At 69.9% G+C, this 26,549-nt stretch carries 25 protein-coding genes; 8 read left to right on the top strand and 17 right to left on the bottom strand.

What is annotated here, in order from left to right; genetic code table 11:
* Positions 1-26: 26 nt before the first annotated feature.
* The 3 genes from ABZ824_RS34980 to ABZ824_RS34970 are packed head-to-tail and all read right to left on the bottom strand — an operon-like array spanning position 27 to position 2,448.
* Positions 27-665, bottom strand: a complete 639-nt coding sequence (locus ABZ824_RS34980; protein WP_355078488.1) for a TetR/AcrR family transcriptional regulator — start codon at positions 663-665, stop codon at positions 27-29.
* The gene (locus tag ABZ824_RS34975) at positions 662-1,711 is read right to left on the bottom strand and encodes an alcohol dehydrogenase catalytic domain-containing protein (RefSeq protein ID WP_356968587.1); all 1,050 of its coding nucleotides are present in this window, start codon (positions 1,709-1,711) and stop codon (positions 662-664) included. Before ABZ824_RS34975 ends, ABZ824_RS34980 begins: the two co-directional genes overlap by 4 nt.
* The gene (locus tag ABZ824_RS34970; RefSeq protein WP_356968586.1) at positions 1,708-2,448 is read right to left on the bottom strand and encodes an SDR family oxidoreductase; all 741 of its coding nucleotides are present in this window, start codon (positions 2,446-2,448) and stop codon (positions 1,708-1,710) included. The genes ABZ824_RS34975 and ABZ824_RS34970 overlap by 4 nt, the downstream gene beginning before the upstream one ends.
* Before the next feature lie 242 nt (positions 2,449-2,690).
* Here ABZ824_RS34970 and ABZ824_RS34965 point away from each other — a divergent pair, with 242 nt between their 5' ends.
* A complete protein-coding gene (locus ABZ824_RS34965; protein WP_356968584.1) occupies positions 2,691-4,871 on the top strand; it encodes a malate synthase G in 2,181 nt (726 codons plus the stop codon).
* 620 nt (positions 4,872-5,491) lie between these two features.
* Positions 5,492-6,007: a hypothetical protein gene (locus ABZ824_RS34960; protein WP_355078484.1), complete on the top strand. Its 516-nt coding sequence runs from the start codon at positions 5,492-5,494 to the stop codon at positions 6,005-6,007.
* Between the two features lie 27 nt (positions 6,008-6,034).
* Here ABZ824_RS34960 and ABZ824_RS34955 read toward each other — a convergent pair whose 3' ends face one another.
* Positions 6,035-6,769 carry a hypothetical protein gene (locus ABZ824_RS34955; RefSeq protein ID WP_356968582.1) on the bottom strand — a complete coding sequence of 245 codons (735 nt, stop codon included), beginning with the start codon at positions 6,767-6,769 and terminating at the stop codon, positions 6,035-6,037.
* Between the two features lie 165 nt (positions 6,770-6,934).
* Between ABZ824_RS34955 and ABZ824_RS34950 the strand changes: the two genes are divergently transcribed.
* A complete protein-coding gene (locus ABZ824_RS34950) occupies positions 6,935-7,693 on the top strand; it encodes an NAD(P)H-dependent oxidoreductase (RefSeq protein ID WP_356968580.1) in 759 nt (252 codons plus the stop codon).
* Positions 7,694-7,705: 12 nt separating this feature from the next.
* On the opposite strand, the gene ABZ824_RS34945 is transcribed toward ABZ824_RS34950, so the two are convergent.
* From ABZ824_RS34945 to ABZ824_RS34885, 13 genes are all read right to left on the bottom strand, one after another.
* Positions 7,706-8,335 (bottom strand): DUF305 domain-containing protein, encoded by a 630-nt coding sequence (locus ABZ824_RS34945; RefSeq protein ID WP_356968578.1) that lies wholly within the window; start codon positions 8,333-8,335, stop codon positions 7,706-7,708.
* 14 nt (positions 8,336-8,349) lie between these two features.
* Complete coding sequence (locus ABZ824_RS34940; protein WP_356968576.1) at positions 8,350-9,924, bottom strand: hypothetical protein; 1,575 nt, start codon at positions 9,922-9,924, stop codon at positions 8,350-8,352.
* 153 nt (positions 9,925-10,077) lie between these two features.
* On the bottom strand, positions 10,078-10,992 hold the full coding sequence (locus ABZ824_RS34935) for a 3-methyladenine DNA glycosylase (protein WP_356968650.1): 915 nt from the start codon (positions 10,990-10,992) through the stop codon (positions 10,078-10,080).
* Positions 10,993-11,029: 37 nt separating this feature from the next.
* Positions 11,030-12,094 carry a hemolysin family protein gene (locus ABZ824_RS34930; RefSeq protein ID WP_356968574.1) on the bottom strand — a complete coding sequence of 355 codons (1,065 nt, stop codon included), beginning with the start codon at positions 12,092-12,094 and terminating at the stop codon, positions 11,030-11,032.
* A complete protein-coding gene (locus ABZ824_RS34925) occupies positions 12,087-13,469 on the bottom strand; it encodes a hemolysin family protein (protein ID WP_356968648.1) in 1,383 nt (460 codons plus the stop codon). The genes ABZ824_RS34930 and ABZ824_RS34925 overlap by 8 nt, the downstream gene beginning before the upstream one ends.
* A gap of 244 nt (positions 13,470-13,713) precedes the next feature.
* Positions 13,714-15,150, bottom strand: a complete 1,437-nt coding sequence (locus ABZ824_RS34920; protein ID WP_356968572.1) for a GuaB1 family IMP dehydrogenase-related protein — start codon at positions 15,148-15,150, stop codon at positions 13,714-13,716.
* Positions 15,151-15,260: 110 nt separating this feature from the next.
* On the bottom strand, positions 15,261-16,106 hold the full coding sequence (locus ABZ824_RS34915; protein ID WP_355078477.1) for a DMT family transporter: 846 nt from the start codon (positions 16,104-16,106) through the stop codon (positions 15,261-15,263).
* Positions 16,107-16,109: 3 nt separating this feature from the next.
* Positions 16,110-17,711 (bottom strand): DEAD/DEAH box helicase, encoded by a 1,602-nt coding sequence (locus ABZ824_RS34910; RefSeq protein WP_356968570.1) that lies wholly within the window; start codon positions 17,709-17,711, stop codon positions 16,110-16,112.
* Positions 17,712-17,893: 182 nt separating this feature from the next.
* Positions 17,894-18,832: a M56 family metallopeptidase gene (locus ABZ824_RS34905; protein WP_355078475.1), complete on the bottom strand. Its 939-nt coding sequence runs from the start codon at positions 18,830-18,832 to the stop codon at positions 17,894-17,896.
* Positions 18,833-18,875: 43 nt separating this feature from the next.
* Complete coding sequence (locus ABZ824_RS34900) at positions 18,876-19,268, bottom strand: BlaI/MecI/CopY family transcriptional regulator (protein ID WP_039797864.1); 393 nt, start codon at positions 19,266-19,268, stop codon at positions 18,876-18,878.
* A 71-nt stretch (positions 19,269-19,339) separates the two neighbouring features.
* Complete coding sequence (locus ABZ824_RS34895; RefSeq protein WP_356968568.1) at positions 19,340-20,239, bottom strand: ABC transporter ATP-binding protein; 900 nt, start codon at positions 20,237-20,239, stop codon at positions 19,340-19,342.
* Positions 20,236-21,327, bottom strand: coding sequence for an iron chelate uptake ABC transporter family permease subunit (locus ABZ824_RS34890; RefSeq protein WP_356968566.1), 1,092 nt, complete (start codon positions 21,325-21,327; stop codon positions 20,236-20,238). Before ABZ824_RS34890 ends, ABZ824_RS34895 begins: the two co-directional genes overlap by 4 nt.
* The gene (locus ABZ824_RS34885) at positions 21,324-22,352 is read right to left on the bottom strand and encodes an iron ABC transporter permease (RefSeq protein ID WP_356968564.1); all 1,029 of its coding nucleotides are present in this window, start codon (positions 22,350-22,352) and stop codon (positions 21,324-21,326) included. Before ABZ824_RS34885 ends, ABZ824_RS34890 begins: the two co-directional genes overlap by 4 nt.
* A gap of 149 nt (positions 22,353-22,501) precedes the next feature.
* On the opposite strand from ABZ824_RS34885, the gene ABZ824_RS34880 reads away from it, so the two are divergent.
* From ABZ824_RS34880 to ABZ824_RS34860, 5 genes are all read left to right on the top strand, one after another.
* Positions 22,502-23,209, top strand: coding sequence for a hypothetical protein (locus tag ABZ824_RS34880; protein WP_356968562.1), 708 nt, complete (start codon positions 22,502-22,504; stop codon positions 23,207-23,209).
* A 253-nt stretch (positions 23,210-23,462) separates the two neighbouring features.
* Positions 23,463-23,852 carry a PaaI family thioesterase gene (locus ABZ824_RS34875; protein ID WP_355078546.1) on the top strand — a complete coding sequence of 130 codons (390 nt, stop codon included), beginning with the start codon at positions 23,463-23,465 and terminating at the stop codon, positions 23,850-23,852.
* Positions 23,853-23,928: 76 nt separating this feature from the next.
* Positions 23,929-24,231 carry an urease subunit gamma gene (locus ABZ824_RS34870; protein ID WP_039797870.1) on the top strand — a complete coding sequence of 101 codons (303 nt, stop codon included), beginning with the start codon at positions 23,929-23,931 and terminating at the stop codon, positions 24,229-24,231.
* Between the two features lie 50 nt (positions 24,232-24,281).
* Entirely contained in the window at positions 24,282-24,593 is a 312-nt protein-coding gene (locus ABZ824_RS34865) for an urease subunit beta (protein ID WP_355078470.1), read from the top strand.
* Positions 24,594-24,652: 59 nt separating this feature from the next.
* Entirely contained in the window at positions 24,653-26,374 is a 1,722-nt protein-coding gene (locus ABZ824_RS34860; protein ID WP_356968560.1) for an urease subunit alpha, read from the top strand.
* The last annotated feature ends 175 nt before the right edge of the window (positions 26,375-26,549 follow it).

The raw sequence follows: 26,549 nt of genomic DNA, 5'->3' as shown, positions 1-26,549 counted from the left end.
GTCGGCCTCGAAATCCCAAGCCCCGGTCAGCCTTTCGTGTCCCGCGCGGTGCCGGTCACCACGCCGTCGAGCAAAGTGGTCGCGAGGATGTCGGCTATCTCGCCGGGAGAGCGGCCGCCGTGCGGGCGGTACCAGAACGACACCGTGTTCAACATGCCGAGCACGCTGTTGGTGACCACGTGGTCGTCGGTGCGCAACAGCCCCTCGGCGTGACCGGCGTCGATGACGCGTTGCCAGCACTGCTGCACCCGGTCGCGCAGGTCTTGCAGTTGCGCGGCGCGCTCGCCGGTGAGCGCGCCGACGTCGCGTAGCTGGATGGCCACCTCGCGCTGATGCCGCACGATCAGCCGCACGTGACTGTCGATCAGCTTGCGCAGCTTGGCGACCGGATCGCCGGGCCCGTCGGCGATCTGTTCGGCCTCGGTCAACATGAGCTGCGTGTAGTCGCGCAGGATCTGCCAGAGCAGCTCTTCTTTGGAACCGATGTGGTAGTACAGCGCGCCGCGCTGCACGTCGGCGCGCTCGCCGACCTCGGCCACACCGGTGCCGTGGAAGCCCCGTTCGGCGAACAGGTCGATCGCGGCCCGCACGATCCGCGCCCTGGTGTCGCTCGCGGTCGATTCGGCCGCGGGTGGACGGCCCCGCCTACGGGACGGTGCGGTCATTTCGACGGGTCCAGCACGATCTTGCCCACCCCGTCGGCCCGCTCGGCGAACATCCGGTAGGCGGCGGGCCCGTCGGACATCGGAAGGTGGTGGGTGACCACCGCCTCGGGCCGCAGCCTGCCGCCCGCGGTGAGCTTCAGCAGCGCGGGCAGTTCGTACTGGATCGAACACAGCCCGATGTGGAATTCGAGGTCCTTCACCTGCGCCGCCATCATGTGGAACGGGTAGGCGCGGTTGTGGCTCACGCCGATCACACTGACCCGGCCGCCGTGCCCGACGGCGCTGATCGCCAGCTTGATGGTTTCGTCGGCCCCGACCGCCTCGATCGCGACATCCGCTCCGCCGCGCAGCGTTTCGCGGATCGCCTGCTTCGGATCGTCCGATTCGACCGGCTCAGCGCCGAGGTCGGCGGCGCGCTTGCGGCGTTCGGCCAGCAGGTCGACGCCGAGTACCCGCGCCGCGCCCATCGCGAACGCGGACTGGACCGCCATGAGACCGACCGGGCCGAGCCCGATCACCACCACGGTGTCGCCCGGCGCGATCCGGGCGCGCCGGGCTCCGTACCACGCGGTGGGCGCGTTGTCGGTGAGCACGACGGCGGCGGTGTCGCTCACCTCGTCGGGCAACTTCGCCAGATTGCCCGCGGCGTGCGGGACGGCGAGCAACTCGGCCTGGCATCCGGCCAGTGCGCCGCCGAGCCCGTAGCAGGCATCCACCGGCAACGGGTGGCGAGCGCACGCGGTGACGATCCCGGCTCGGCACTGCGCGCAGCTGTCGCAACCGGCAGAGGCGGCGACCAGCACGCGGTCGCCGACGGAGAATCCTCGGGTGTACGGCCCCACTTCCACGATCTCGCCGACCGCTTCGTGCCCGACGCCGTAACCGGCGCCCGGAACGAATCCGTGTCCGGCGTAGATGTGCAGATCGCTGCCGCAGATGCCCGCCGCGGTGACCCGGACGATCGCGCCGTCGGGGCCGGGCAGCACGGGATCGGGCCGGTCGCCGTAGGAGATCTGTCGCGGTCCGTCATAAGCCAGCGCCTTCATCGCCATCCTCCGTCGATCGGGAGGGTGGCGCCGGTGCAGAACGCCGAGGCCTCGGTGGCGAAGAACAGCGCCGCACCGACGATCTCCTCCGGCCTGCCGACCCGGCGCAGGGCATTGTGTTCGGTGAGTTCCGCGCGCAACTCGTCCGGCCACGCCGTGGCGATGTCGGTTTCGAAAGGCCCGCACTGGATGGTGTTGACCCGCACGTTCGGCGCGAACGTCTGGGCCAGCCCTCCGGTCAGGGCGTTGAGACCGGCCTTGGCCGCCGAATAGGGGACCGCGAAGGGTTCCGGCCGGATCGCCTCGATCGAGGAGACGTTGATGATCGAGCCGCCGCCGTCGGCCGCCATCCGGCTGCCGATCAGAGCGGACAACCGGAACGGTCCTTTGAGGTTCACGCCGATGACCTTGTCGAACAGCGCCTCGGTGACCTGGTCCAGGCTGGGGTACAGCGGCGAGAGGCCCGCGTTGTTGACCAGCACGTCCACCCGGCCGAACGTGTCGTAGACGGCATGCACCAGGGTGTCGCACTGCGACCAGTCGCTGACGTTGCAGGCCACCGGCAGGGCGCGGCGGCCGAACCGCTCGGTCACCTCATCCGCCAGCGCGGCGCAGCCGTCCAGCTTGCGGCTTGCGATCACCACGTCCGCGCCCGCTTCGGCGAACGCGAGCACCATCTGTTTGCCCAGCCCCCGGCTTCCACCGGTGACGACAACGACCTTGTCGGTGAGTGGCACCTTGACTCCTGCATCTCCGAAAATGTTCCGATCAGTACATTAAATCCGGCGCGCGTTACGATCAAGGGGCTGTCCGGCCGACCGCCGACGGCTCACGACCCGCCGGGCGCAACGAACAGCTCACCTCGGCGTGGCGACGGATTCGGGCACAGGCATGGGCGACCCGGCGCGCGGTTACACCGCTACCCACGGGTAACATGACACTGTTTTCCCACTCGGTTTTCTCGGAAGTGAGGCAGTAGATGACAGAGCGGATTCAGGTCGGCGGGCTCCAGGTGGCACGCGTTCTCCACGAGTTCGTCGAGAACGAGGCGCTCCCCGGTTCCGGCGTGGATTCCGCCGCGTTCTGGGCCGGCGCCGAGCAGGTCATCAATGATCTCGCTCCGCGCAACCGCGCTCTGCTGGCCGAACGCGACGAGATCCAGGGCAAGGTCGACGCCTGGCACGCGGAGCACCCCGGCGCGAACTACGACAAGACCGCCTACAAGAACTTCCTGACCGACATCGGCTACCTGCGGCCCGCGCCCGCCGAGTTCCAGATCACCACCCAGAACGTCGACGAGGAGATCGCCGCGACCGCGGGCCCGCAGCTCGTGGTGCCGGTGATGAACGCCCGTTTCGCGATCAACGCCGCCAACGCGCGTTGGGGCTCGCTCTACGACGCGCTCTACGGCACCGACGCCATCTCCGAGGCGGGCGGCGCGGAGAAGGGCACCGGCTACAACAAGGTGCGCGGCGACAAGGTCATCGAGTGGGCGCGCAACTTCCTCGACGACTCGGTCACCCTGATCACCGGTTCGCACATCGGCTCGACGTCCTACAAGATCGTCGACGGCGAGCTCGAGGTCGGCCTCGAGGACGGCACCAGCATCGGTCTGGCCGACGCCTCCCAGCTGGTCGGCTACCTCGGTGATCCGGAGGCGCCGAGTTCGGTGCTGCTGAAGCACAACGGTCTGCACATCGAGATCCAGATCGACCCGCAGTCCCCGATCGGCAGCACCGACACCGCGGGCGTCAAGGACGTCGTGCTGGAGTCCGCGGTCACCACGATCATGGACTTCGAGGACTCGGTCGCCGCCGTGGACGCCGAGGACAAGGTGCTCTGCTACCACAACTGGCTCGGCCTGATGAAGGGCGACCTCGCGGAGAAGGTCACCAAGGGCGAGAAGGCCTTCACCCGCACCATGAACCCCGACCGCGTGTACACGGCGCTGGACGGCGGCGAACTCACGCTGCACGGCCGTTCGCTGCTGTTCGTGCGCAACGTCGGTCACCTGATGACCTCCGACGCCATCCTGGACGCCGAGGGCAACGAGGTGCCCGAGGGCATCATGGACGGGCTGATCACCTCGCTGATCGCCAAGCACAGCCTGGCCGACGACGTGCAGCTGAAGAACAGCCGCACCGGCTCGGTCTACATCGTGAAGCCGAAGATGCACGGCCCGGACGAGGTCGCGTTCACCGACGAGCTGTTCGGCCGGATCGAGGACGTGCTCGGGCTGAGCCGCAACACGCTCAAGGTCGGCATCATGGACGAGGAGCGCCGCACCACGGTGAACCTCGCGGCCTGCATCCAGGCCGCCGCCGAACGTGTGGTGTTCATCAACACCGGCTTCCTGGACCGCACCGGCGACGAGATCCACACCTCCATGGAGGCCGGGCCGATGGTCCGCAAGGCGGACATGAAGTCCCAGCAGTGGATCCTGTCCTACGAGGACTGGAACGTCGACACCGGTCTCGCCGCCGGCCTGCCCGGCAAGGCGCAGATCGGCAAGGGCATGTGGGCCATGCCGGACCTGATGGCCGACATGCTCACCCAGAAGATCGGTCACCCGCGCGCGGGCGCGAACACCGCGTGGGTGCCCTCGCCCACCGCCGCGACCTTGCACGCGACGCACTACCACCTGGTCGACGTGTTCAAGCGGCAGCAGGAGATCGCCAAGGGCGGTCGCCGCGCCACCGTCGACGAGATCCTGGAGATCCCGCTGGCCGCCGCGCCGAACTGGACCGACGAGGAGAAGCGCCAGGAGCTGGACAACAACTCGCAGTCCATCCTCGGCTACGTGGTGCGTTGGATCGACCAGGGCGTCGGCTGCTCCAAGGTGCCCGACATCAAGGACGTCGCGCTCATGGAAGACCGTGCGACGCTGCGCATCTCCAGCCAGCTGATGGCCAACTGGCTGCGCCACGGCATCGTCAGCGCCGATGAGGTGGTGGCCAGCCTGGAGCGGATGGCCCCCGTCGTCGACCGGCAGAACGCGGGCGACCGGAACTACCGGCCGATGGCGCCGGACTTCGCGGGCAGCATCGCGTTCCAGGCGGCCAAGGAACTGATCCTGGAGGGCACCAAGCAGCCCAACGGGTACACCGAGCCGATCCTGCACCGCCGTCGCCGTGAGGCGAAGGCGCTGGCCTGCGTCTAGTCTCCGCGTGTCGCGAATCCCCCGGTCCCGTCGGCCGGGGGATTCGCGCTTTCTCGGGCGACCAGGAGTTTCGACTCCTGTATATCGGTCCGTTACTCTGGGGGCCGCACGAGATCGTCGATTTGTGAGGAAGATTCATGGGAAGCGTTGTGCTCGACATCGTGGCATTGGTCGTTAATCGCGCGGCGATGTTCTGGAATTGGATGGCCACCGGATCGGCGGGCTTCCCTCCGCTGTGAACGTGCGGTCCACGATCTGCTGCGAGTAGTGAAATCCCCTGGTCAGGTGTGCTGGCCGGGGGATTTTCTATTCCGGCCGGAATCGGGAAACGTTCCGAATTGTTTGTTTTCACACTGATGGATCTCGCTGCCTGGTGAAGTGCGTAGTCATCGGTGCCGGAATTCGCCGGACATCTGGACCATGCGAACTCGGGCGCGGTCTCCGGAATTGGACCGCGCGGGCTTTCCGCCCGCTTCCCGCGTCGCTGTGATCGCCAGTGCCCCGGGGGATTTCGCCGCCGATCCCGCGCGCGAAGCTCCTGCCCCTCGTATCTTGAACACGTGAACTCCGCAGGGTCCGTGCGCACACGGTCGCGTATTCCTCGTTGGTTCGTTCTGTGGATGGGGCTCCTGACCGCCCTGGTCGCGCTCTGCTGCGCGGCGCTGTTCTGGCAACTCGCCGCGGAGGGCACGTTCCCGACCCTCGTCGTGCTCTGGGCGGTGCTCGGTGTGCTCGGTGGGATCGCCGTCCTGTTCGGACTGCTCGGGCTGCTGCGCTACCGTGCCGTGTTCCACAGTCTCGCCTCGCCCGTGCTCATCGCGGCCCTCGTGGCGTCGGCCCTCTACGACGTCCCGGAGGACACCGGCTGGCGCCTCTCCCGCGGGATCCTCGAAGATCAAGCCGTCGACTGCGCGCACTCCGGCCACCGCAGCCGCCTCGGCGTCTACACGATCACCTTCATCACGCCCCGCGACGGCGGCTGCCTGTTCTACACCCAAACGGGTGACTCGAATTCGGAGGGCTTCGCCTTCTTCCGCGACCCGGCCACCCCACCGCACCTCGGCCCACCCGCCACCAACGGCATCGAATACGCCGCTTTCGACGGCCAGTGGTACCGCTTCGTCGACACTCACTGAGCGCGGTCGGCAGATTCGGGGGACCGATCACCATTCGAACGGGAGCGGTCGGCGGGGCTCGATCCAGAGCGCTTCGGCGAGGGCGCACAGCGTTCCGTCGCTTCGTGACAAGGCCACGCCGACCGTGTGCTTGCGGCCGTCCGATGAGATCGGCCACCCGTAGGACAGGTAGGGGTCGCCGGCGCGGACCGGTTCGAGCTGCGTGGCGGTGAGAGCGGCGGTGACCGCTCCGGGGCGCAGGTCGCGCAGCGCCATCGCGGCCCAGCCGCCGGGGCAATCCAGAGCGGACCAGACGTTCTCGGTGGAGAGGAACCCATCGGGTCCGGCGAGCGCGGGATCCGGTGTCCAGGCGGCGATGACCATGTCGTGCGTGGACATGGCCCAAGGCGACAAGCGCAATCCACGTCCGGGCGCGCAGGCCGCACCGCAGCCGTAGCAGTGGCTCATCTTGCGCAGCGCGCCTGCGGTCGCGCTCGCCGCTCGAGCCTGTTCCCAGCTGGGCGCGGGCCGCGGCGTGACCGTGACCGTCGATGGGGACGCTTCGGCGAGTACCGCACCGTCGAGGTCGGTGAGTGACGCGCCGCCGGAGCCGTCGGCCGCCAGTACCAGCGGAGTGTCCACGGACACGCCGCGGCGGAAGTCGACGCGCACCTGCGTGGCGCCGCTCGCGGCGGCGAGTAGTCCCGCTACATACCCGCCGAACGCCACACCCGGGTAACCGCGCACGTGCGCGGGCACCTTGATCGCATCGGTCCGAATCATCTGTTGCCCAACCTCTCCCGGCCGACGATCATGACCCGGTTCAGCCGACGATACCGTCGCGGTGTCGCCGGGCCGTCGCCGGGCCACCTGTCGACGCAGGTCGAGGGGACGACGGAATATCCGACGCTCCGCACGCTGTTGCGCCGACATGTGACGAACGCTGGAATGAACGTACTGATCGTGTACGCCCACCCGAAGCCGGACTCACTCACCGGCGCTCTGAAAGACGTTGCCGTGCGCCAGTTGCGGGCGGACGGGCACGAGGTGCGGATCACCGACCTCTACGCGATGGGGTGGAAGGCCGCCGCCGACACCGACGATTTCGGCGCGGTCGAGGAGCCCAACTTCATGCTGGCCTCGGGTGTGGCCTACCGCGACGGGACGCTCAGTCCCGACATCCGCGCCGAGCAGGAGAAACTGCTGTGGGCCGACGCCGTCGTCCTGCATTTCCCACTCTGGTGGTTCGGCATGCCCGCGATCATGAAGGGCTGGGTGGACCGGGTTCTCACCTGCGATTTCGCCTATGGAGCCGGGGGTAAGGCGTTGCCCAGGTATGGGGCGGGCGTCCTGGCCGGGCGGCGCGCGATGCTGGTGGTCTCGGTCGGGGGCAGGCAGCCGTCCTACTCCGATCGCGGGATCAACGGCCCCGTCGAGGATCTGCTGTTCCCGATCCACCACGGCATCCTCTACTACACCGGCATGGACGTGCTGCCGCCGTTCGTGGTGCACGACACGATCCGCCTCGACGCCACGCGCTTCGACGACGTCGCGTACGACCTGCGGCGGCGGATGTCGGAGCTGGCCGAACTGGAGCCGATCCGGTACCGCCCGCAGGGCGGCGGCGACTACGACCGGACTCTGCGTCTCGTGGCTGGTCGCGAAGCGCGGGGAGCGACCGGCTTCGGGTTGCACGTGGCGTCGTAGCCGCCCGGGTGATCAGGGCAGTGGGGTCGCTCCGCGCTGGGTGAGCAGCATGCCCATCACCCCCGCCTCTTGGCCTTGCCCATGGATCATGGAACGCGCGATCTCTTTGACCGGCCCGGAGCCCAGGAGACTGTCGGCGGCCTCGGCCATCGCGATACCGCCTTGGTGGTGGCGAAACATCAGTTGAAGGAACAATATCTCCGCGTTCCGGCCATGTGCCGCTGCCAGATTGTCCAGTTCCGCCGTGCTCGCCATCCCGGGCATCAGGGGTGCCGTCTGCGCGGCCGTCGCCTGATGGCCATGCGCCGACGCGTCCGCGCCGTGCATCCACGCCATCGGGTGTACGGAGCTGGGCGGCGCGTCCGCCAGGCGCAGCCAGCCGAGCATGGTGCCGATCTCCAGGCGCTGTGTGCGATCGAGTTGTTCGGCCAGCCGGGCGACCGCCGGATCGACCGAGCGATCCAGCCGCTGCACCATCAGCAGCGCTTGCTGGTGATGGGTGGTCATGTCCTGGACGAAGCCGATCTCGACATCGGTGAGCGCCGGTGCGGCGGAACGACTTTCCGGAAACACCAGCGGCCGCAGAGCGGCGCCGAGCACGAGCAGCGCGAAGGCCGCCGAGACCAGGGCGGCGGTCGACATCCAGCGCCGCATCGCTACGACCCGACGATCGACCGCTGGTCCGCCGGTGGCGAGTACACGTCGTCGTCCAGTCGCAGCACCATGAACCCGTTGTCCGAGCACGCGACGTACAGCTGTGATCCGCGCCATTCCGGTGGTGAGAAGCACCAGTCGGTGGACACATCGCCGAAGGCGAGGCGGCCGGTGCGCGGGGTGGTGGCATCCAAGGGGTTGAACTGTCCCTCCAGTACGGCGCGCACCGCCGGAGGGGTGCTCATGAGCGGAACGCCGATGAGCGAGGCGAGCGCGTGCGGCGAGTTCCACAGGCGCATGTTCTGCCCGGTGCGGGCGGGCGGGTTGTAGTAGGCGATCTCGCGGATGGCGTAGGGGTCGCGGATGTCGAACACCCGGATGCCGGAGGAGATCCATCCGCAGGCCAAGGCGGTCGGGTTGTCCTGCCGGTCGGCGGCGCAGTAGTGCGATTCGTAGGCGAAGGCGGAACCACCCATCGACGAACCGATATTGCTGTCGATGTGCTGCGGCAGGTTGATCTCGAGCTTGATCTTGTTGGCCACCCTGGGCGCCGTCTCGTCGGAGATATCGATGAGTTTGACGCCGCCGGAACCGCCTTCGTCGACGGTGTAGAGGTAGGGCTTGCCGTCGTAGAAGACCGGGATGCTGTGCTGGGTCGCCCAGCCGTCCGTCCAGAACACCCGGCCCAGATGGTGCACCTGCGGGTTGGGGTCGCGGCGCTGCACCGCGCTGATGTCGAGGACGGTGAATCCGCCGAGCGCGGAGATGTACATCCGATCGCCGTCCGGGCTGATGCCGAATCCGTGCGCTTCGATGCCCGTCAAGCCCTGCCACACCACATGCGGGTCGGCGGGGTCGCTCAGGTCCACCGCGCTGATGAAGCCGGGCGCGACTCCCGAGGCCCAATAGGTGTTGCCGTCGGGGGAGAAGCCGCCCTCGTGCGTGGTGATCGGCAGCGGCATCGCCAGATTCGTCCCCGGACCGGGATTGAGCAGCCGCGGATGCGCGCAATCGGAGATGTCGTAGACCGACAGGTAGCCCACACCCTCGCCGACCGGCACGCCGGTGCCGACCAGCAACTTGCGCTCGGTGTTGACCTTGAGGCTCTCCCAGGTGCCCGCGAGCATCGCGGGCTCGGTCAAAGTCGCCGTCGGACGCGGATTCGCCGGATCGGACACGTCGAGCACCTGGACGCCACGGCCCTCGCTGATCAGGTCGCCGGGAAAGAACGAGCCCAGATAGGCGCAATGCTCGAAGCTGGTGGAGGTGATGCCCGCGCCGCGGCCCGCGTAGCCGCCGACGTAGGAGATGTTGCACCGGTAGCCCTGCGTGCTGCGCCCGCTGTCGCGGTCGGCGGCGGTGACATCGCCTTGCAGTCCGCTCTCGGGGGCGGCGCCGGGTCCGCAGTCGGCGCGGGGAACCGAGGTGCGCCCGACGTCGAGGAACTCCTCGACCGCGTTACGAACGTCCGATGGCGGATCGGCCGAAGCGCTCATGGGCAGCAGCACGGCCGTAACCATGCCGATGGTGAGCAGAGCCAGCGGTTTGTTACGGCACAGTCTGGCCAACGGGCGCATCGTCGCGACCCCCCAACTTCGTCGTCGAGATTGGCTACCCAGGGTGACTGGGACAGTCACCGCTGAACTGACTGAATGGTAATGATTTCCGTAGGCCCGAGGGTGAGTTTCGTCGAATCGCAGACGATTCGCGAAGTTTTCCGGTCCGCGTGGTCAGCGCGACTGGGTCGGTCCGGTGCCGAGCGTGGCCGAATCCGGGTGCTCCGACAGGAGTTCGTCGCAGGCACCCAGGAAGACGCGTCGTAGTCCGGCTGCGCGTTCCGCCAACTCGGCCTGGGCGCGGACGTACTCCGCCCGCCCCGAGGGTGTCTCGATGCGAACCGGCTGGTAGCCGAGGCCGGACAGGTCGTACGGGCTGGCGCGCATGTCCAGTTCCCTTGCGGCGCAAGCCAACTCGAAACAATCCAGGAGCAGCTCCGACGAGATCAGCGGGACCAGCTTGAAGCCCCACTTGTACAGATCCATATTCGCGTGCAGACAGCCCGGCTGTTCGCGACGCAGCTGGTCGGCTCGGGTGAGCGGCTCGGCGTTGCGGCCGACGGCGTCCGGGGTGAAGAAGCGGTAGGCGTCGAAATGCGTACAGCGCAGCGACATCGAGTCGAGCACGCCGTCGGTGCCCGCGCGTCCCAGCCGCAGCGGCACCCTCTGGTGGCGGATGTCGTCGGTGCGATACACCATCGCCCATTCGTGCAGCCCGAAGCAGGACAGATGAGCGGGCCGGGACGCGGTGGCACGCAGCAACTCCGCGACGAACGCGACGGTATCGCGGCGTTTGTCCAGGTATGCGGGATCGGCGGTGCAGAAGCCCGAAGCGCCGGAATCGGTGACCACGTGGTGATACCCGCGCGCATCGCGGTATTCGGCGGCATCGGCCATCCCGATGCCGTATCCCGGATGCCAGCGCCGCAACTGGGCGGGTTTGTGCCCGTAGTAGGTGAACAAGAAGTCGATCACCGGGTGCGACGAACCTTGCGCCCGCCGCTCGAGATAGGGCCCGACCAGGTCGTCCAGCCGGGCCCGGTGCGCTGCGGCGGACTCCCGCCACCGCGCACCGGACAACACCCGCATGGTCATCGCACCCCGCGCGGGCACGCTGCCCGAATCGTCATTCGCCCACCCGATGCGTTCCGTCTCGGACGGTGCCGACGAATTCCTCCACCAAGTCCTCCAAGGCGACGATGCCGGTGGTGTTGCCCCGGTCGTCGACCACGCGGCCGAGATGGCTGTTGGTGCGCCGCAGCCGCGCCAGCGCCTCGTAGAGCGTGGCGCCCATGCCCACCGTCGGCAGCGGGCGGATATCGGTGCGCGGGATCGGCGTCCCTGGACCGGCGCTCTCGTCGGCGACCTTGTCGAGCACGTCCTTGACGTGCAGGTAGCCGACCAGCGAGCCGTCGTTCGCCCGCACCGGGAAGCGGGAGAAACCCGTCTCGGCGACTGCGGATTCGATGTCGCCGAGTGTGGTCCCGTTGCCGCGCAGCGGAATCGATCGGGTCGCGTCCCGCGGCACCATCACGTCGGCGACCACCCGGTCGCTGGTGCCGAGCGCCTGCGTGAGGCGGCGGTGCTCCTCCTCGTCGAGCAGCCCCTCCGAGCGGGACTCGCCGATCATCTCGGCCAGTTCCACCGTCGACACGGTGGCCTCCAGCTCGTCCTTCGGCTCGACCCGCAGCAGGCGCAGCGACAGGTTGGCGGCCAGGTTGTACAGCGCGATGAGCGGGCGGGCCAGCCGTAGCCACATCAGGTGCACCGGCACCAGCAGCAGCGCGCTGCGCTCCGGCCCGGCCAGCGCGATGTTCTTCGGGATCATCTCGCCGAACAGGATGTGCAGGATCACCACGATGGTCAGCGCCAGCGCGAACGCCACCGGGTGCAGCAGTTGCTGCGGCAGGCCGAGTAGGTCGAACGGGCCTTCCAGCAGGTGCGCGACGGCGGGCTCGCCGACGCGGCCGAGCAGGATCGAGCAGATGGTGATGCCCAGCTGCGCGGCGGCGAGCATCATCGAAAGGTTCTCGCCCGCTCGAATGACGGTGTTCGCGTTGCGCTTGCCCTGCGCGGCCAGCGCTTCCAGCCGGTCGCGGCGGGCGGAGATGAGCGCGAACTCGGCGGCGACGAAAAAGGCGTTGCCTGCCAGCAGCACGACGGTGAGCAGGACGCCGAAGAGGTCACCCATGGCTGTGCTCCTTGGTCGCGAGGGCGTCGGCGTCCACCGGGATCAACCGGACCCGGTCGATGCGCCGTCCGTCCATGCGCTCCACCCGGGCGATCCAACCGCCGGAGCCGTGGTTCTCCGGCGCCGTCCACTGCTGCGAGCGAGGGTTGGGCAGCACGACTTCGTCGCCGGGCACCGGGATGCGGCCGAGCCGGGTCAGCACGAGGCCGCCCAGCGTCTCGTACTCGCCCTCCGGCGCGTCGTACCCGGTCGCCCGGGAGACCTCGTCGATACGCAGCAGGCCCGAGCAGTCCCAGCCGTCGGAGACGCGCCGTACGTCGCGCTCCTCCTCGTCGTGCTCGTCGCGGACGTCGCCGAGGATCTCCTCGATGATGTCCTCCATGGTGACCAGGCCCGCGGTCCCGCCGTACTCGTCCACGACGAGGGCGACCTGCATGCCGTCGGCGCGGACCCGTTCGAGCACCTCGTCGCCGTCCAAGCTGGCGGGCACGATCGGCACCGGCTGGGCGAGCCGGTAGAGGGGGGTCGTCCGGCGCGCGTGCACTGGGCGGGTGAAAGCCTGCTTGACGTGCACGAAGCCGAGGGTGTTGTCGAGATCGCCGTCGATCACCGGGAATCGGGAGTAACCGGTGCGGCCCGCCGCGTCGATCAGATCGGCGATGGTGTCGTCCTTGTCGAGTGCCTCGATCTTCACCCGCGGAGTCATCAGTTCCTCGGCGCTGCGCTCGCCGAACTGCAGCGAGCGGTCCATCACCTGGGCGGTGGGCTGGTCGAGCGCGCCGCGCAGCGCGGACGTGCGCACCAGGGAGCCGAGTTCCTGCGGCGAACGGGCCGAGCGCAACTCCTCGGCGGGCTCGACGCCGAGCCTGCGAACCACCCAGTTGGCGGTGCTGTTGAGGAAATGGATCATCCACTTGAACACCACCGAGAAGCTGACCATCGGTCCGGCCGTGACGCGGGCGGTGGCCAGCGGCTTGGCGATGGCGATGTTCTTGGGCACCAGCTCGCCGTAGATCATCGACAGCGAGGTGGCCAGGATCAGCGCGAGCGTGAGCGCGACGCCGCCCGCGGCGGCTTCGCTCAGCCCGACGCCGGCGAACACCGGATGCAGCAGCCGGGCCAGTACCGGCTCGGCGATGTAACCGGTGATCAGCGTGGTGATGGTGATGCCGAGCTGGGCGCCGGACAGCTGGAACGACAGCGTCCGATGTGCCTTGCGGACCATGCGGGCGCGGACGTCACCGGTGCGGGCGTGCGCCTCGACGGTGCTGCGCTCCAGGGCGGTGAGGGAGAATTCCGCGGCGACGAACAGGGCCGTGCCGACGGTGAGTGCGATGAATCCGATCAGGCTGAGCGCGGTGAGCGCGACGGACATGGTCAGCACCACCCGAACGGTGCTGCGTGACGGCCTGTGCGGAATGGGACTACTGCGGGGAGGAGGACGCCGGGTTGGTCACCCGGCTCGGTAGAGGAGCCCTCCTGTGCGGCGCCCTCGGACGCGGGTGACAACTGGATCCTTTCGCAAACGAGTCGTGGTGCCGGTGTCCGGCAACCACCATGCTACCGGCCCACGTGCCGAGTGGCGTGGGCCGGTGCCGGTGCGATTCGTGTGTCGGCGCTCACCAACCGCTGGGCAGCGGGCGGCCTTCGGCGAATCCGGCCGCGGATTGCACGCCGAGCACTGCCTTGTCGTGGAACTCGGCGAGCGTCCGTGCTCCCGCGTAGGTGCACGCGCTGCGCACACCGGAGCAGATGTGGTCGATGAGGTCCTCGACGCCGGGACGCTCGGGGTCCAGCCGCATCCGCGAGCTGGAGATGCCCTCTTCGAACAGTCCCTTGCGCGCTCGGTCGAATTCGCTGTCGGAGGCGGTGCGGGCGGCGACGGCCCGCTTGGAGGCCATGCCGAAGCTCTCCTTGTACGCGTTGCCGTCGCGATCGACCCGCAGGTCGCCGGGGGACTCGTAGGTACCGGCGAACCAGGAGCCGATCATCACGTTGGACGCGCCCGCGGCCAGCGCGAGCGCCACGTCGCGGGGATGGCGCACGCCGCCGTCGGCCCAGATGTGCACGCCGAGTTCCGCGGCGGCGGTGGCGCATTCGGCCACCGCGGAGAACTGCGGGCGGCCGACGCCGGTCATCATCCTGGTGGTGCACATGGCGCCGGGGCCGACACCGACCTTGACGATGTCGGCGCCCGCCGCCGCGAGATCCCTGGTGCCATCGGCGGAGACGACGTTGCCCGCGACCAGCGGGACTCCGAGCCCGAGATCGCGCACGGCGGTGAGCGTTTCGAGCATCTTGGCCTGGTGTCCGTGCGCGGTGTCGATGACCAGCAGGTCGGCGCCCGAATCCACGAGGGACTTGGCCTTGGCGGCCACGTCGCCGTTGATGCCGACCGCGGCCGCGACGCGCAGCTTGCCCGCGGCGTCGACGGCGGGCTGGTAGATGCCCGCGCGCAGGGCGCCGGTGCGGGTGAGCACGCCTGCCAAGGTGCCGTCCTCGGCGGTGAGCACGGCGAAGTCGGCGTGCTCGGCGTGCAGCAGGTCGAACAGGTCACGCGGGGTGGTGGTCGCGGGGGCCCGCACGAAATCGGTGACCGCGACCTCGCGGAGCCGGGCGAAGCGGTCGACGTCGGCGCAGGCGGCCTCGGTCACCACGCCGACCGGGCGTCCTTCGTCCACCACCACGACCGCGCCGTGCGCGCGCTTGTGCATCAGGGCGACCGCCTCGGAGACCGAACGGTCGGGGGCGAGGGTGACCGGGGTGTCGGCGGTGAGCGAGCGGCTCTTGACGAAGGCGATGGTGTCGGCGGCCGCGGTGATCGGCAGGTCCTGGGGGAGGACGACGATGCCGCCGCGGCGGGCCACCGTCTCGGCCATTCTGCGCCCGGCCACGGCGGTCATGTTCGCCACGACGATGGGGATGGTGGTGCCCGACCCGTCGGTCGTCGACAGATCGACGTCGAAGCGCGACGCGACGTCCGTCCGATTCGGGACGAGGAAGATGTCGTCGTAGGTCAGGTCGTACGGCGGCTGATGACCGGGAAGAAAGCGCACTCGACCGATGATATCCGCGCGCCGACCGGTGTGCGCCGTTCTGCCCGGGGCTCGACAGTGCGGATATGCGGTGCGTCGTCTGTCCCGCCGGCCTTCCTTCGCCTGTTGGCTCAGGCGGCGGCTTGCGAGCGGGAGAGCATGATCGTCGCGGCGGCCATGACGAGCACCGCGCCTCCGGTGATGACCAGTCCCGCGGTGTCCGTCCGCAACCGCTCGTCCAGCACGGCGATGCCGATGAACGCGGCGGCCAGTGGCTCGACGACCGTGACGGCGGGCAAGGAGGCGGTCAGCGGTCCCGCGTGATAGGCGCGCTGCTGCAGGTAGACGCCGGTGACACCGGCCCCGATGAGTGCCCAGGTCTGCCAGCCGCTGAGCACATCCCCGAGACCGTGCTCGAACAGGTCGGTGACGTAGTCGGTGAGCGCGGCGGCGAGTCCGTAGAGGGCGCCGCTCGCGGCGCCGATCAGCAGCGCGCGCCACGCCGGGTCGCGCGCGGCGATGCCACCGGCGGTGGCGGCGGCGATCAGGCCGAGCAGGATGCCCAGGGGCACGAGCCAATCTCGCAGCGGCGCATCGGTATTGCCCTCGGTCGGATTGCCGACGAGCAGGAAGCAGGCCAGCGCGGCGGTCAGCGCGAGGGCGGTCGCCCAGGTGCGCGGCGCCACGCGGCGGTCGTTGAGGCGGGCGGACATCGGTAGCGCGAACACCAGCGCGCTCACCAGGATCGGCTGCACCAGCAGCACCGCGCCCAAGGTGAGCGCGACGACCTGCATGGCGTATCCGCCCGCGTCGCCGACGACGCCCGCCCACCAGCGCGGGGTACGCATCAGCGAGCGGATCAGAGACGCGCCCTCCGGCACCGCGGCCGCCGCGTGCTGTTGCGCGACCGCGGCGACCGCGAACAGCAGCGCAGCGAGCAGGGCGCAGAGGACGGCGGCAGCCGCGTGAGTCGACACGTTCTAGTTTGCTCCGCGATTGCTCCGCTGCGGTGACTGCTGCGCGCGTACGGCGCGTCGCCGTGTCCGGCCCGGCGTGTCGCCGGAGGCGTGCCCTGCGGCGCGTCCGGAGAATCCGCCCGCCGTAGCGGAACGGCGGGGGGACCCACCCTCGCCCGAACCCGCACTGTGCCCGGCGGAGCTGCCGGTGGCGGGCTTCCCGGCGACTTTCGCCTGGCCGCGACGACGCCCCGGCGCGGTGACCGATTCGCCACCACGGCTCGGCACCGAGCCCGACCTGGACTGCTTCGCCGCACCGGCGCCGCGACCACCGGCCTGAGCTGTCTCCGCACGCCGGTTCGCTTGACGCCGTGCGGGTTTCGTCGCCGGGGCGGTCGCGGGCGCGGCGGAAGCCGGAACCACCGGAGTTCCGGACGGGCGGCGGGCGCCGGTGATCTCGACCAGGGTGCGGTCGCCGGGACGGACCGCGACTCCGTCCACTTCGACACCCGCCTTACGGGCCATCGACTCGACGTCGCGGCGCTCTTCGTCCATCACCAGCGTGACGACCACGCCGTCCTCACCCGCGCGGGCGGTGCGCCCGGCCCGGTGCAGATAGGCCTTCGGCTCCGGCGGCGGATCGACATGCACGACGAGGGAGATCCCGTCGACGTGGATGCCGCGCGCGGCGACGTCGGTCGTGACCAGCACCGGCACCGAGCCGTCGGCGAACGCGGCGAGGGTGCGGGTGCGATTGTTCTGCGCCTTGCCGCCGTGCAGCGCGCCCGCGGCGATGCCCGCCCCGCGCAGCTGTTTGGCGAGCCGGTCGGCGCCGTGCTTGGTACGGACGAACATGATGGTCAGCCCGTCGCGGGCGGCGATCTCGGTGGCGACCGCCCGCTTGGTCACCTTGTCGCCGACGTAGAGCAGGTGATGCGACATCGTGGTGACCGAGGCCGACGGCGGCGCGGTGGAATGCGTGACAGGGGAGCGCAGGTAACGCTTGACCAGCTTGTCGACCTCGCCGTCCAGCGTGGCCGAGAACAGCAGGCGCTGACCGTCGCGCGGCGTGCGGTCGAGCAGCTTGGTCACCTGCGGCAGGAATCCCATGTCGGCCATGTGGTCGGCCTCGTCGAGCGCGGTGATCGTCACGTCGGACAGATCGGCCGATCCCTGGGTGAGGAGGTCGGCGAGCCGTCCGGGCGTGGCGATGAGCAGGTCGACGCCGCGGGCGAGCCGGTCGGCTTGGCGTTTGATCGGGGCGCCGCCGACCACCGAGGCCACGCGCAGGCCGAGCGAAAGCGCCGGTTCGTCCAGTGCCCGCTCGATCTGTGCGGCCAGCTCGCGGGTCGGCACCAGGACGAGTCCGCGCGGGCGGCCCGGCTTGGCCGCGGCGCCGGCCAGCCGGGTGAGCATCGGGAGGCCGAAGGCCAAGGTCTTTCCGGAACCGGTCGGCCCGCGGCCGAGCACGTCCTTGCCTGCCAGGACGTCGGGCGTCGTGGCGGCCTGGATCGGAAACGGCGTCTCGATGCCGTCGCGTCGCAGTGCCTGGACGAGCACGGCGGGCAGGCCCAGACCCGCGAAGGTCGCGGGGGGCGCCGCGGCGACGGTGGTCGAGGGGGTCACGAGGAGGATGTGCCTTTCGTCGCACGGCGCGTTCCACGCGGATCGCGCTGTTCGGTGGGATGGAGAACGGTGCGCGATGCGGTTTCACCGCGCGGTGGCGCGGGCGATGACGCGCGCCGGGTAAAGCGAGAGGATGCGGCCGACCGGAGGCGGGCCGAAGGTCCAGGATACGTGCCGGGGAGTCAGCCGTGGAACAGCCGACTCAGTTCCACGAGCCAGGGTACGGCCACGGCCTGCGTCGGCACCACCAGGATGGCGGCCGAGCCGAGGTAGGCGGCCGTGGCGATGCGCAGGTCCCCGATCCGGCCGCTCAGCCGCTGGATGCGGATGAGCGTGGTGGGGCCGCCCGCGGCGAGCGCGCCTTGCGGCGCGGTGGACTTCGCGCAGGCGACGAGGGCGCGGGCCAGCGGCTTCGGTCCGGTGACCTTGACCGCCGAGTCGTCCGCGAGCAACTCGATGAGCAGTTTCACCGAGCCGAGCGCCGCCTTGCTGCGCACCACCCGGGGGAACGCCTCGTGCACGGCCGTGAACGCCTCCAGCACGAGATCGTGCCTGGCCCGCAGGTGCGAACGTTCGTGGCTGACGATGGCGGTGACCTCGGCGTCGGCGAGATTGGTCAGGGTGCCTTCGCTGAGCACGACGCGCTGGCGCAGGCCGGGCAGGCAGTAGGCGATGGGCTCGGTGGCGGCCAGCACCCGGATGTCGGCCGCGCGCCGGTGCGGACCGCTCTGGTCCAGCAGGTCGACGAGCATGCGGTGGCGCGACCGCCGCCTGCGGGTGTGCACGCCGACCCGGATGATCGCGTAGATCAACCGGGCGCCGATCAGCAGCGTGAGCGCGAAGACGAACACGTACGCCAGCCACAGCGGCAGGCCGAGCGCGTCGATCTCCCTGGTCGGCGCGGTGGTCGGGCGGCCGTCGGGACCGGGCACGAGCAGCTCGGCGGCGATGGCCAACCCGGAGCCGAACGCGCTGAGCACGGCTGCGAGCGCGATGGCCTGCCAGAGCACCAGCGCTGCTCGGGGCGTCCGGTAAGTCCAGGTCGCCCGGCTGAGCAAGGCCGGGGCAGGCCCCGCGAGAAGCAATGCCAGTCCGGCGAATACCGGCGCGGTTGCGTTCATCGACTCAGCTCACTGCGTTGTGGGGCCAGGGCGCCCGAGGAGTCTACTGCGGCGGGGGCGCCGAGTCCTCGGTTGCTTCGAGCTTAGCGAGTGCTTCGCGCAGAGCGGCAGCCTCGTCCTTGCCGACCTGTTCGACGAAGTGCACCAGGGCCGCGGCACGGCTGCCCGCCGCGTCGGCCTGTTGCAGGGCGTCGACCATCAGGCTGGCCACGAGTTCGTCGCGGGTGTGCACCGGCGCGTAGCGGTGCGCGCGGTCGTCGCGCCGCTGGACTACGAGGTTCTTCTTCGCGAGGCGTTGCAGCACGGTCATCACCGTGGTGTACGCGAGCTCACGGCGTGCGGCGAGCGCCTCGTGCACCTGCCGGACCGTTTGTGGTTCGTCGGCCGACCACAACTGGTCCATGACCGCTTTCTCGAGTTCACCAAGACCTGCCATTCCCTAATTTTAGGTACTCAACGACGAGGATGCGTACTACAGGGTGTCGTAACTATGGAATAGCTGGTGTGTCATTTCTCATACGGCGCGGTCTCGGGCGTTGTGGCAGCCGGTCCGCCCACCTTTCCGCGCACGTGCCTGGCGCCGATCGGCACGATCATCGGGCGGCCCGACACCGGGTCCTCGAGCACCTTCGCGTCCAGGTCGAACACTTCGCGCAGCAGTTCGACCGACACCACCTCGCCGGGGGCGCCCGCGGCGACCACGCGTCCGTCGCGCATGACGACCAGCTGGTCGCTGTAGCGGATCGCGAGATTGAGATCGTGCAGCACCATCACGACGGTGCGGCCGAGATCGGCGTGCAACCGGTCCACCAGGTCGAGCACCTCGATGGAGTGCGCCAGGTCCAGATAGGTGGTCGGCTCGTCGAGCAGCAGGATGTCGGTGCCCTGGGCCAGCGCCATCGAGATCCAGGCGCGCTGGCGCTGGCCGCCGGACAGCTCATCGAGCGGGCGGCCGGCGAGGTCGGCGATCCCGGTTTGGTCCAGCGCGGTCGTCACCTCGGATTCGTCGGTGCCCGACCACTGCCGGAACCAGGACTGGTGCGGGTGGCGTCCGCGGGCGACCAGATCGGCGACGGTGAGCCCTTCCGGGGCGACCGGCGACTGCGGCAGCATGCCGACGACGCGGGCGACGTCCTTGGTCTTCATCGTCGAAATAGCCTTGCCGTCCAACAACACTCGGCCTTCTCGCGGGCGCAGCAGGCGGCCGAGCGAACGCAGCAGGGTGGACTTCCCGCAACCGTTGGGCCCGATGACGGTCGTGACGACGCCGGGAGCGACGGTCAAGCTCAGCCCGTCGACGATCACCCGGTCGCCGTAGCCGAGTGTGACCGCCTCGGCGCCGAGCCGGTGCGCAGGAGCGCTCGCTCGCTCCGTGGCGTCAGGGGTGGTGATGTCCGCGATCGTCATGACAGCGTGGCCTTCCGGTTCATACGCACGAGCAGGTACAGCAGGAACGGCCCGCCGAATGCCGCGGTCACGACGCCGAGGGGTAGGTCGACCGGAAAAGCCGTGCGGGACACGACATCCGCGCCGACCACCAGGATGGCGCCGGTCACCGCGGCGCCGACCAGCGGCTCGCCCGGTGTGCGCAGCAGGCGTCGTGCGATCTGCGGCGCGGCGAGGGCGACGAAACCGACCGGCCCGACGGCGGCGGTGGCCACCGAGGCGGCCACGACCGCCGCTCCGATCAGGACGGCCTGCTGGGTCTGGACGCGCACCCCGAGCGCACGCGTGGTGTCGGAGCCGAGGCGCAGTGCGGCGAGCGTGCGGGCGGAGGCGAGCGCGACGAGCGCGGCGATTCCCGCGGCGATCGCCGCGGGACCCAGGCGCGCGTTGTCGGCCGCGTTGAGCGATCCGTTCAGCCACAACTGCACGCGCTGGGCATCCGCCAGGCTGGCGCGGGTGAGCAGCCAGCTGATCCCGGCGGTCAGCAGGGCGTTCACGCCCACGCCGATCAGCACCAGCCGCAGCCCGGTGGCGCCGTACGCGCCGGTGGCGGTGCGTCCCCAGGCGAGCAGGTAGATGGCGACGGCGGTGAGCAGCCCGCCTGCCAGGGCCGCCACCGGCGCGCCGACCGAAGCGGCCAGGCCGGTGCTCGCGCCTCCGGTGCCGACCAGCACCGCGACCGCCCCCAGGCTCGCGCCCGAGGTGATGCCGAGCATGTCCGGCGCGGCCAGCGGGTTGTGCAGGATGGACTGGGTGACAGCGCCCGCGAGCCCGAGCGCGAGGCCGACCACGAGCGCGGTGAGCGCGCGCGGCAGCCGGGACTCCAGCACGATGAACCGCTGAGCCCTGGTGCCGCCGCCGGTCAGGACGTCCAGCACGCGCCCGAGCGGTAGACGGGACTCGCCCACCGCGACGTCCAGGCACAACAGCGCGAGCGCCAGCGCGATCAGGACCGCGACGATCAGGATCATCCGCGGTCGCAGCACCGTCGACACCGGCCCGACGCGCAGCGTGGGGCGGGCACTCGAGGCCCGCAGCGAGATCGTCACAGGTTCACCAGCTTTCGCCTGCGCACGAACGAGAGGAAGAACGGCACGCCGAGCAGGGCCACCACTACGCCGACCTCCAGTTCGCCGGGTCGAGCCACCACCCGGCCCGCCACATCGGCGATCAGCAGTAGCAACGCGCCGAGCAGCCCGGAATAGGGAATCAGCCAGCGATGGTCGGGCCCGGTGATCGTCCGCGCCAGATGCGGGACGACCAGGCCGAGGAAGGCGATCGGCCCGACCGCCGCCGTCGCCGCGCCCGCCAGGAGCACGACGGCCGCCAGGCCGAGCGCGCGGCTGCGGCCGACATGCACGCCGAGCCCACGCGCGGCGTCGTCGCCGAGGCCGATCAGATTCAGTCCGGGCGCCGCCAGCACCGCCAGCAACATGCCCACGGCCAGGAACGGCAGTACCTGCCAGAACACCGCGGCGTCGCGGCCGGCGACGGCGCCGATCACCCAGAACCGGTAGGTGTCCAGCGCGGCGGCGTCGAACAGCACGACGGCGTTGGTCATGGCCTGCAGGAACGCGGTGACCGCCGCACCCGCGAGCACGAGGGTCAGCGGGCTCGCCTTGCCGCCGCCCACGGAGGAGGTCGCGAACACCGCCACCCCCGCGATCAGCGCTCCGGCCAGCGCGAACCAGATGTATTGCTCCGGCGCGGCGAAGGCGAACAGGTACACGCTCAACGCGGCGAGGAACGCCGCACCCGCGTTCAGTCCGAGCAACCCGGCGTCGGCGAGCGGATTGCGGGTGTAGCCCTGGACGAGCGCGCCCGAGATCCCCAACGCCGCCCCGCAGACCAGTGCCAACGCGGTGCGCGGCAGCCGCAGCCCCCGCACGATCTCTTCCTCGGTGGAACCGGCTGCGCAGGTGAAGGGTCCGCCGGGGCAGGTGAGCGCATGATGCACGGCGTCGTAGACGGTCCCGGGCGCGAGCGAGCGGGCGCCCACCGCCACGCCGGCCAGCACGGCGAGCAGCAGCAGGACGGTCGAGACGAGAAGTCCGGAAAGACGTCGCCGCCTCACGGTGGCAAGAGAAGTCACGGCGACGAGCTGCTCCTGAAATCAGCGATACGGTTGCTAGGTCTGGTAAGCCTAACCTATCTTCGCTGACAGACGGGCATGGCCGAATGTCCGCCGCGCCGCGCGACGGAGCCGATCCCCGAGGAGGTTCGATGACCGAGCTCATCACCACGCCACATCGCTCGACGACGGCGTTCGGACGCGCCTGTGCCCGGCTGCGCGCGCTGCAACCGGAGCACCCGCGGGTCTATGCCGTCGCCGCGATCGCCGAGCAGGGCAAACGACGCTGGTGGCAGCTGGCGGACGGAGTGCGCGAGGGGCGCGTCGAACTCATGTACCGGCGGCATGCCGCGGAGATGATCAGTGCCGGCATCGCGGCGGAAGTGGTTGCCACGGCGCTGATCCACGCGATAGCCGGTCGGGTGGTCGCGCTGCTCGTGGCGGAAGGGCGGGCCTGGGATCCGGGCTTGGAGAACCTATGGATCCATACCGACAACGACGGCGGAATCGACTGGGCGGGCTTGTCGGACACCACGATTCGCGTGATCGACGGTGATCCGCTTGCGGGCGGTCCCGGTGTGGTCGCCTTGCCGTGCCCGGAGGCGATGTACGTCTGGCTCGCGCATCGCTGCGAGCCCGCGCTGACCGTCGTCCAGCGGAACCTGACTCGCTGCTCCGGTTTGAGCGCCGGGCGGTTCTGGTCCCTCGTCGGTGAATCCGTCGCGGGCGCTTCGACTTACGTGCCCGATCTGGCGCGGACCGATTCCGTCACCGGCGCGCGTCGTGGCCAGGCGCTCTTGGCGGCGATGGCCGAGCGCGGGCTGCCCGTGCGGCGGTCGGGTTCTTGCTTAGTTAGGTAAGCCTGACCTATACTCATCTCCGGCGTACGGATCGCGTGAGAGTCCCGAGGGCTGCGGTGACCCCCGATCCCGTGCCGCGGCGGGCTCCACTTCCGGTGGGGCCCGCCGCTCTTTGTCGATCTCTTCGGCGGGGCACCGCCCTGGCCTGCGATGAGGCCGCGGCGTTGCGCGCCGGGTGCTGTGCGACAGTGAATACATGACACAGCAGGAGACTCGCCAGGTCGGCTCGCTGGCGGACGTCACGCCCGAGCAGATGAACGCTTACAGCGAAGGCACCTTCGCCGACCTGATCGGCCTGCGCTACACCGAGCTGAGCCCCGATCGCGTGCGCGGCGAGTGGGTCGTGAAACCGCATCTCTACCAGCCCGCAGGCATCCAGAACGGCGGCGTGTACTGCACCGTCGTCGAGACGCTCGCCAGCATCGCCGGCGGCGTCTGGTTCGGCGACCAGGGCACGGTCGTCGGCGTGAACAACAACACCGATTTCCTGCGGGCGGTGCGCGAGGGCACCCTGACAGGCGAGGCGACGCCGCTGCATCGGGGCAGGCTGCAGCAGCTGTGGCAGGTCGTCATCACCGATGAGCAGGGCCGCACCGTGGCGCGCGGTCAGGTGCGACTGCAGAATCTGCCGCATCGGTCCTGACCGCTCGACCGGCGACGGCGGAACGGGCGTGCCAGAATGTGCGTCACCCGTCACTGTGAACCGGTGAGGAGCCCGGATGCGACTGTCACCGCATGAGCAGGAGCGCCTGCTGCTCAGCTACGCCGCCGAGCTGGCCCGGCGCAGGCAGGCGCGCGGACTCAAGCTGAACCATCCCGAGGCGGTCGCGCTGATCACCGACCACGTGCTGGAAGGCGCGCGCGACGGGCGCACCGTCGCGGACCTGATGTCCTCGGGACGGACCGTCCTCACCCGCGACGACGTGATGGAAGGCGTGCCGGAGATGATCCCCGACGTCCAGGTCGAGGCGACCTTCCCGGACGGCACCAAGCTCGTCACCGTGCACCACCCGATCGGATAGGCGGGCGGTATGCGGTTTGCGAGCGCCCCCGAGCCGGACCGAGGCCCGGCGTGATCCCCGGCGAATACCTTTGCGCCGAGGGCGTCATCGAACTGAACGTGGGCGCGCGGCGCCTCGAACTCGACGTGGTCAACACCGGAGACCGGCCGGTGCAGGTCGGCAGCCATGTGCATTTCCCGCAGGCGAACACGGCGCTGGAGTTCGACCGCGCGGCCGCGCACGGCCACCGCCTCGACATCCCGGCCGGGACCGCGGTGCGCTTCGAACCCGGTCTCGGGCAACGGGTAGGGCTGGTGCCGCTGGGCGGCGCCCGCGAGGTGCACGGGATCAGCCCGACCCCACCGGGCCGTCTCGATGGCTAGTGCGTATGCGGACCCGGAACGGGCGGCGCGGAGTACGCGGGCTCAGGAGGTAGGACGCGATGAGTGAGCTGAGCCGGGCGCGGTACGCCGAACTGTTCGGACCGACGACGGGCGACCGGATTCGTCTGGCGGACACCGATCTGCTGATCGAGATCACCGAGGACCGCAGCGGGGGACCGGGGCGCGCGGGCGACGAAGCCGTGTTCGGCGGCGGCAAGGTCCTGCGCGAATCCATGGGCCAGTCCCGAGCGACGCGCGCCGACGGCGCTCCCGACACCGTGATCACGGGCGTGGTGATCATCGATCATTGGGGAATCATCAAAGCGGACGTCGGTATTCGCGACGGACGGATCAGCGCGATCGGCAAGGCGGGCAACCCCGACACCATGACAGGGGTGCACCCGGACCTGGTCGTCGGGCCGTCCACCGAGGTGATCTCCGGCAACGGCCGCATCCTCACCGCGGGCGCGATCGACTGTCACGTGCATTTCATCTGCCCGCAGCTGTTGGAGGAGGCGCTCGGCGGCGGCATCACCACCCTCATCGGCGGGGGCACCGGCCCGGCCGAGGGCAGCAAGGCGACCACCGTGACGCCCGGCGCGTGGCATCTTGCGCGCATGCTGGAGGCCACCGACGGCTGGCCGGTGAACATCGTGTTGCTCGGCAAGGGCAACACCGTCAGCGCCGAGGCCATGTGGGAGCAATTACGCGCGGGCGCATCGGGTTTCAAACTGCACGAGGACTGGGGCTCAACGCCCGCCGCGATCGATGCCTGCCTCACCGTGGCCGAGGCGGCGGGGGTGCAGGTGGCGCTGCACTCGGACACGTTGAACGAGGCGGGTTTCGTCGAGGACACCCTCGCGGCGATCGCGGGCCGCGGCATCCACGCCTACCACACCGAGGGCGCGGGCGGCGGCCACGCGCCCGACATCATCACCGTCGCCGCCCATCCCAACGTACTGCCCAGCTCCACCAACCCGACTCGTCCGCATACGATCAACACCCTCGACGAGCACTTGGACATGCTCATGGTGTGCCACCACCTGAGCGCGTCGATCCCGGAGGATCTGGCCTTCGCCGAAAGCCGCATCCGCCCCTCCACCATCGCGGCCGAGGACCTGCTGCACGATCTCGGCGCCATCTCGATGATCGGCAGCGATTCACAGGCCATGGGCCGCATCGGGGAGGTGGTGCTGCGCACCTGGCAGACCGCGCACGTGATGAAGCGCCGCCGCGGCGCGCTGCCGGGCGACGGCGCCGCCGACAACGCCCGGGTCCAGCGCTACATCGCGAAGTACACCATCTGCCCGGCCGTCGCGCACGGCCTGGACCACGAGATCGGGTCGGTCGAGGTGGGCAAGCTCGCCGATCTGGTGCTGTGGGAGCCGGCGTTCTTCGGTGTCCGCCCGCATGCCGTCCTCAAGGGCGGCGCGATCGCCTGGGCCGCGATGGGCGACGCCAACGCCTCCATCCCCACGCCGCAGCCGGTGCTGCCGCGCCCCATGTTCGGCGCCGCCCCGGCGGCCGCCGCCGCGACCTCACTGCATTTCGTCTCCGAGCAGGCGATCGAGGATGGCCTCGCCGACCGGTTGCGGGTCCAGCGGAGGCTGGTTCCGGTCCGCGACGTCCGTGGCGTGCGGAAGACGGATCTGCCGAACAACGACGCCATGCCGCGCATCGAAGTCGAGCCGGACACTTTCACCGTCCGCATCGACGGCGAGGTCTGGCGCGAACAACCCGCCACCGAATTGCCCATGGCCCAGCGCTATTTCCTGTTCTGACCGGCGCGGGTACGGGTTCGACCGATCGGTCGGTCCTCGCCGGGCTTGCCGAACTCCTCGATCAGCACGGGATACTGCTCCCCACCGTGTCCCGCGACGCTCTCGCCCACTACATCGACGCCGCCGAGCGAACGGCCGCCGACAACTACCCGCCCTTCGCCGCCGCCCCCGCTTG

This window comes from Nocardia sp. NPDC047038, from assembly GCF_040644075.1.
GTDB classification, from domain to species: domain Bacteria; phylum Actinomycetota; class Actinomycetes; order Mycobacteriales; family Mycobacteriaceae; genus Nocardia; species Nocardia sichangensis.
This window is presented reverse-complemented; position numbering and strand designations above follow the sequence as displayed.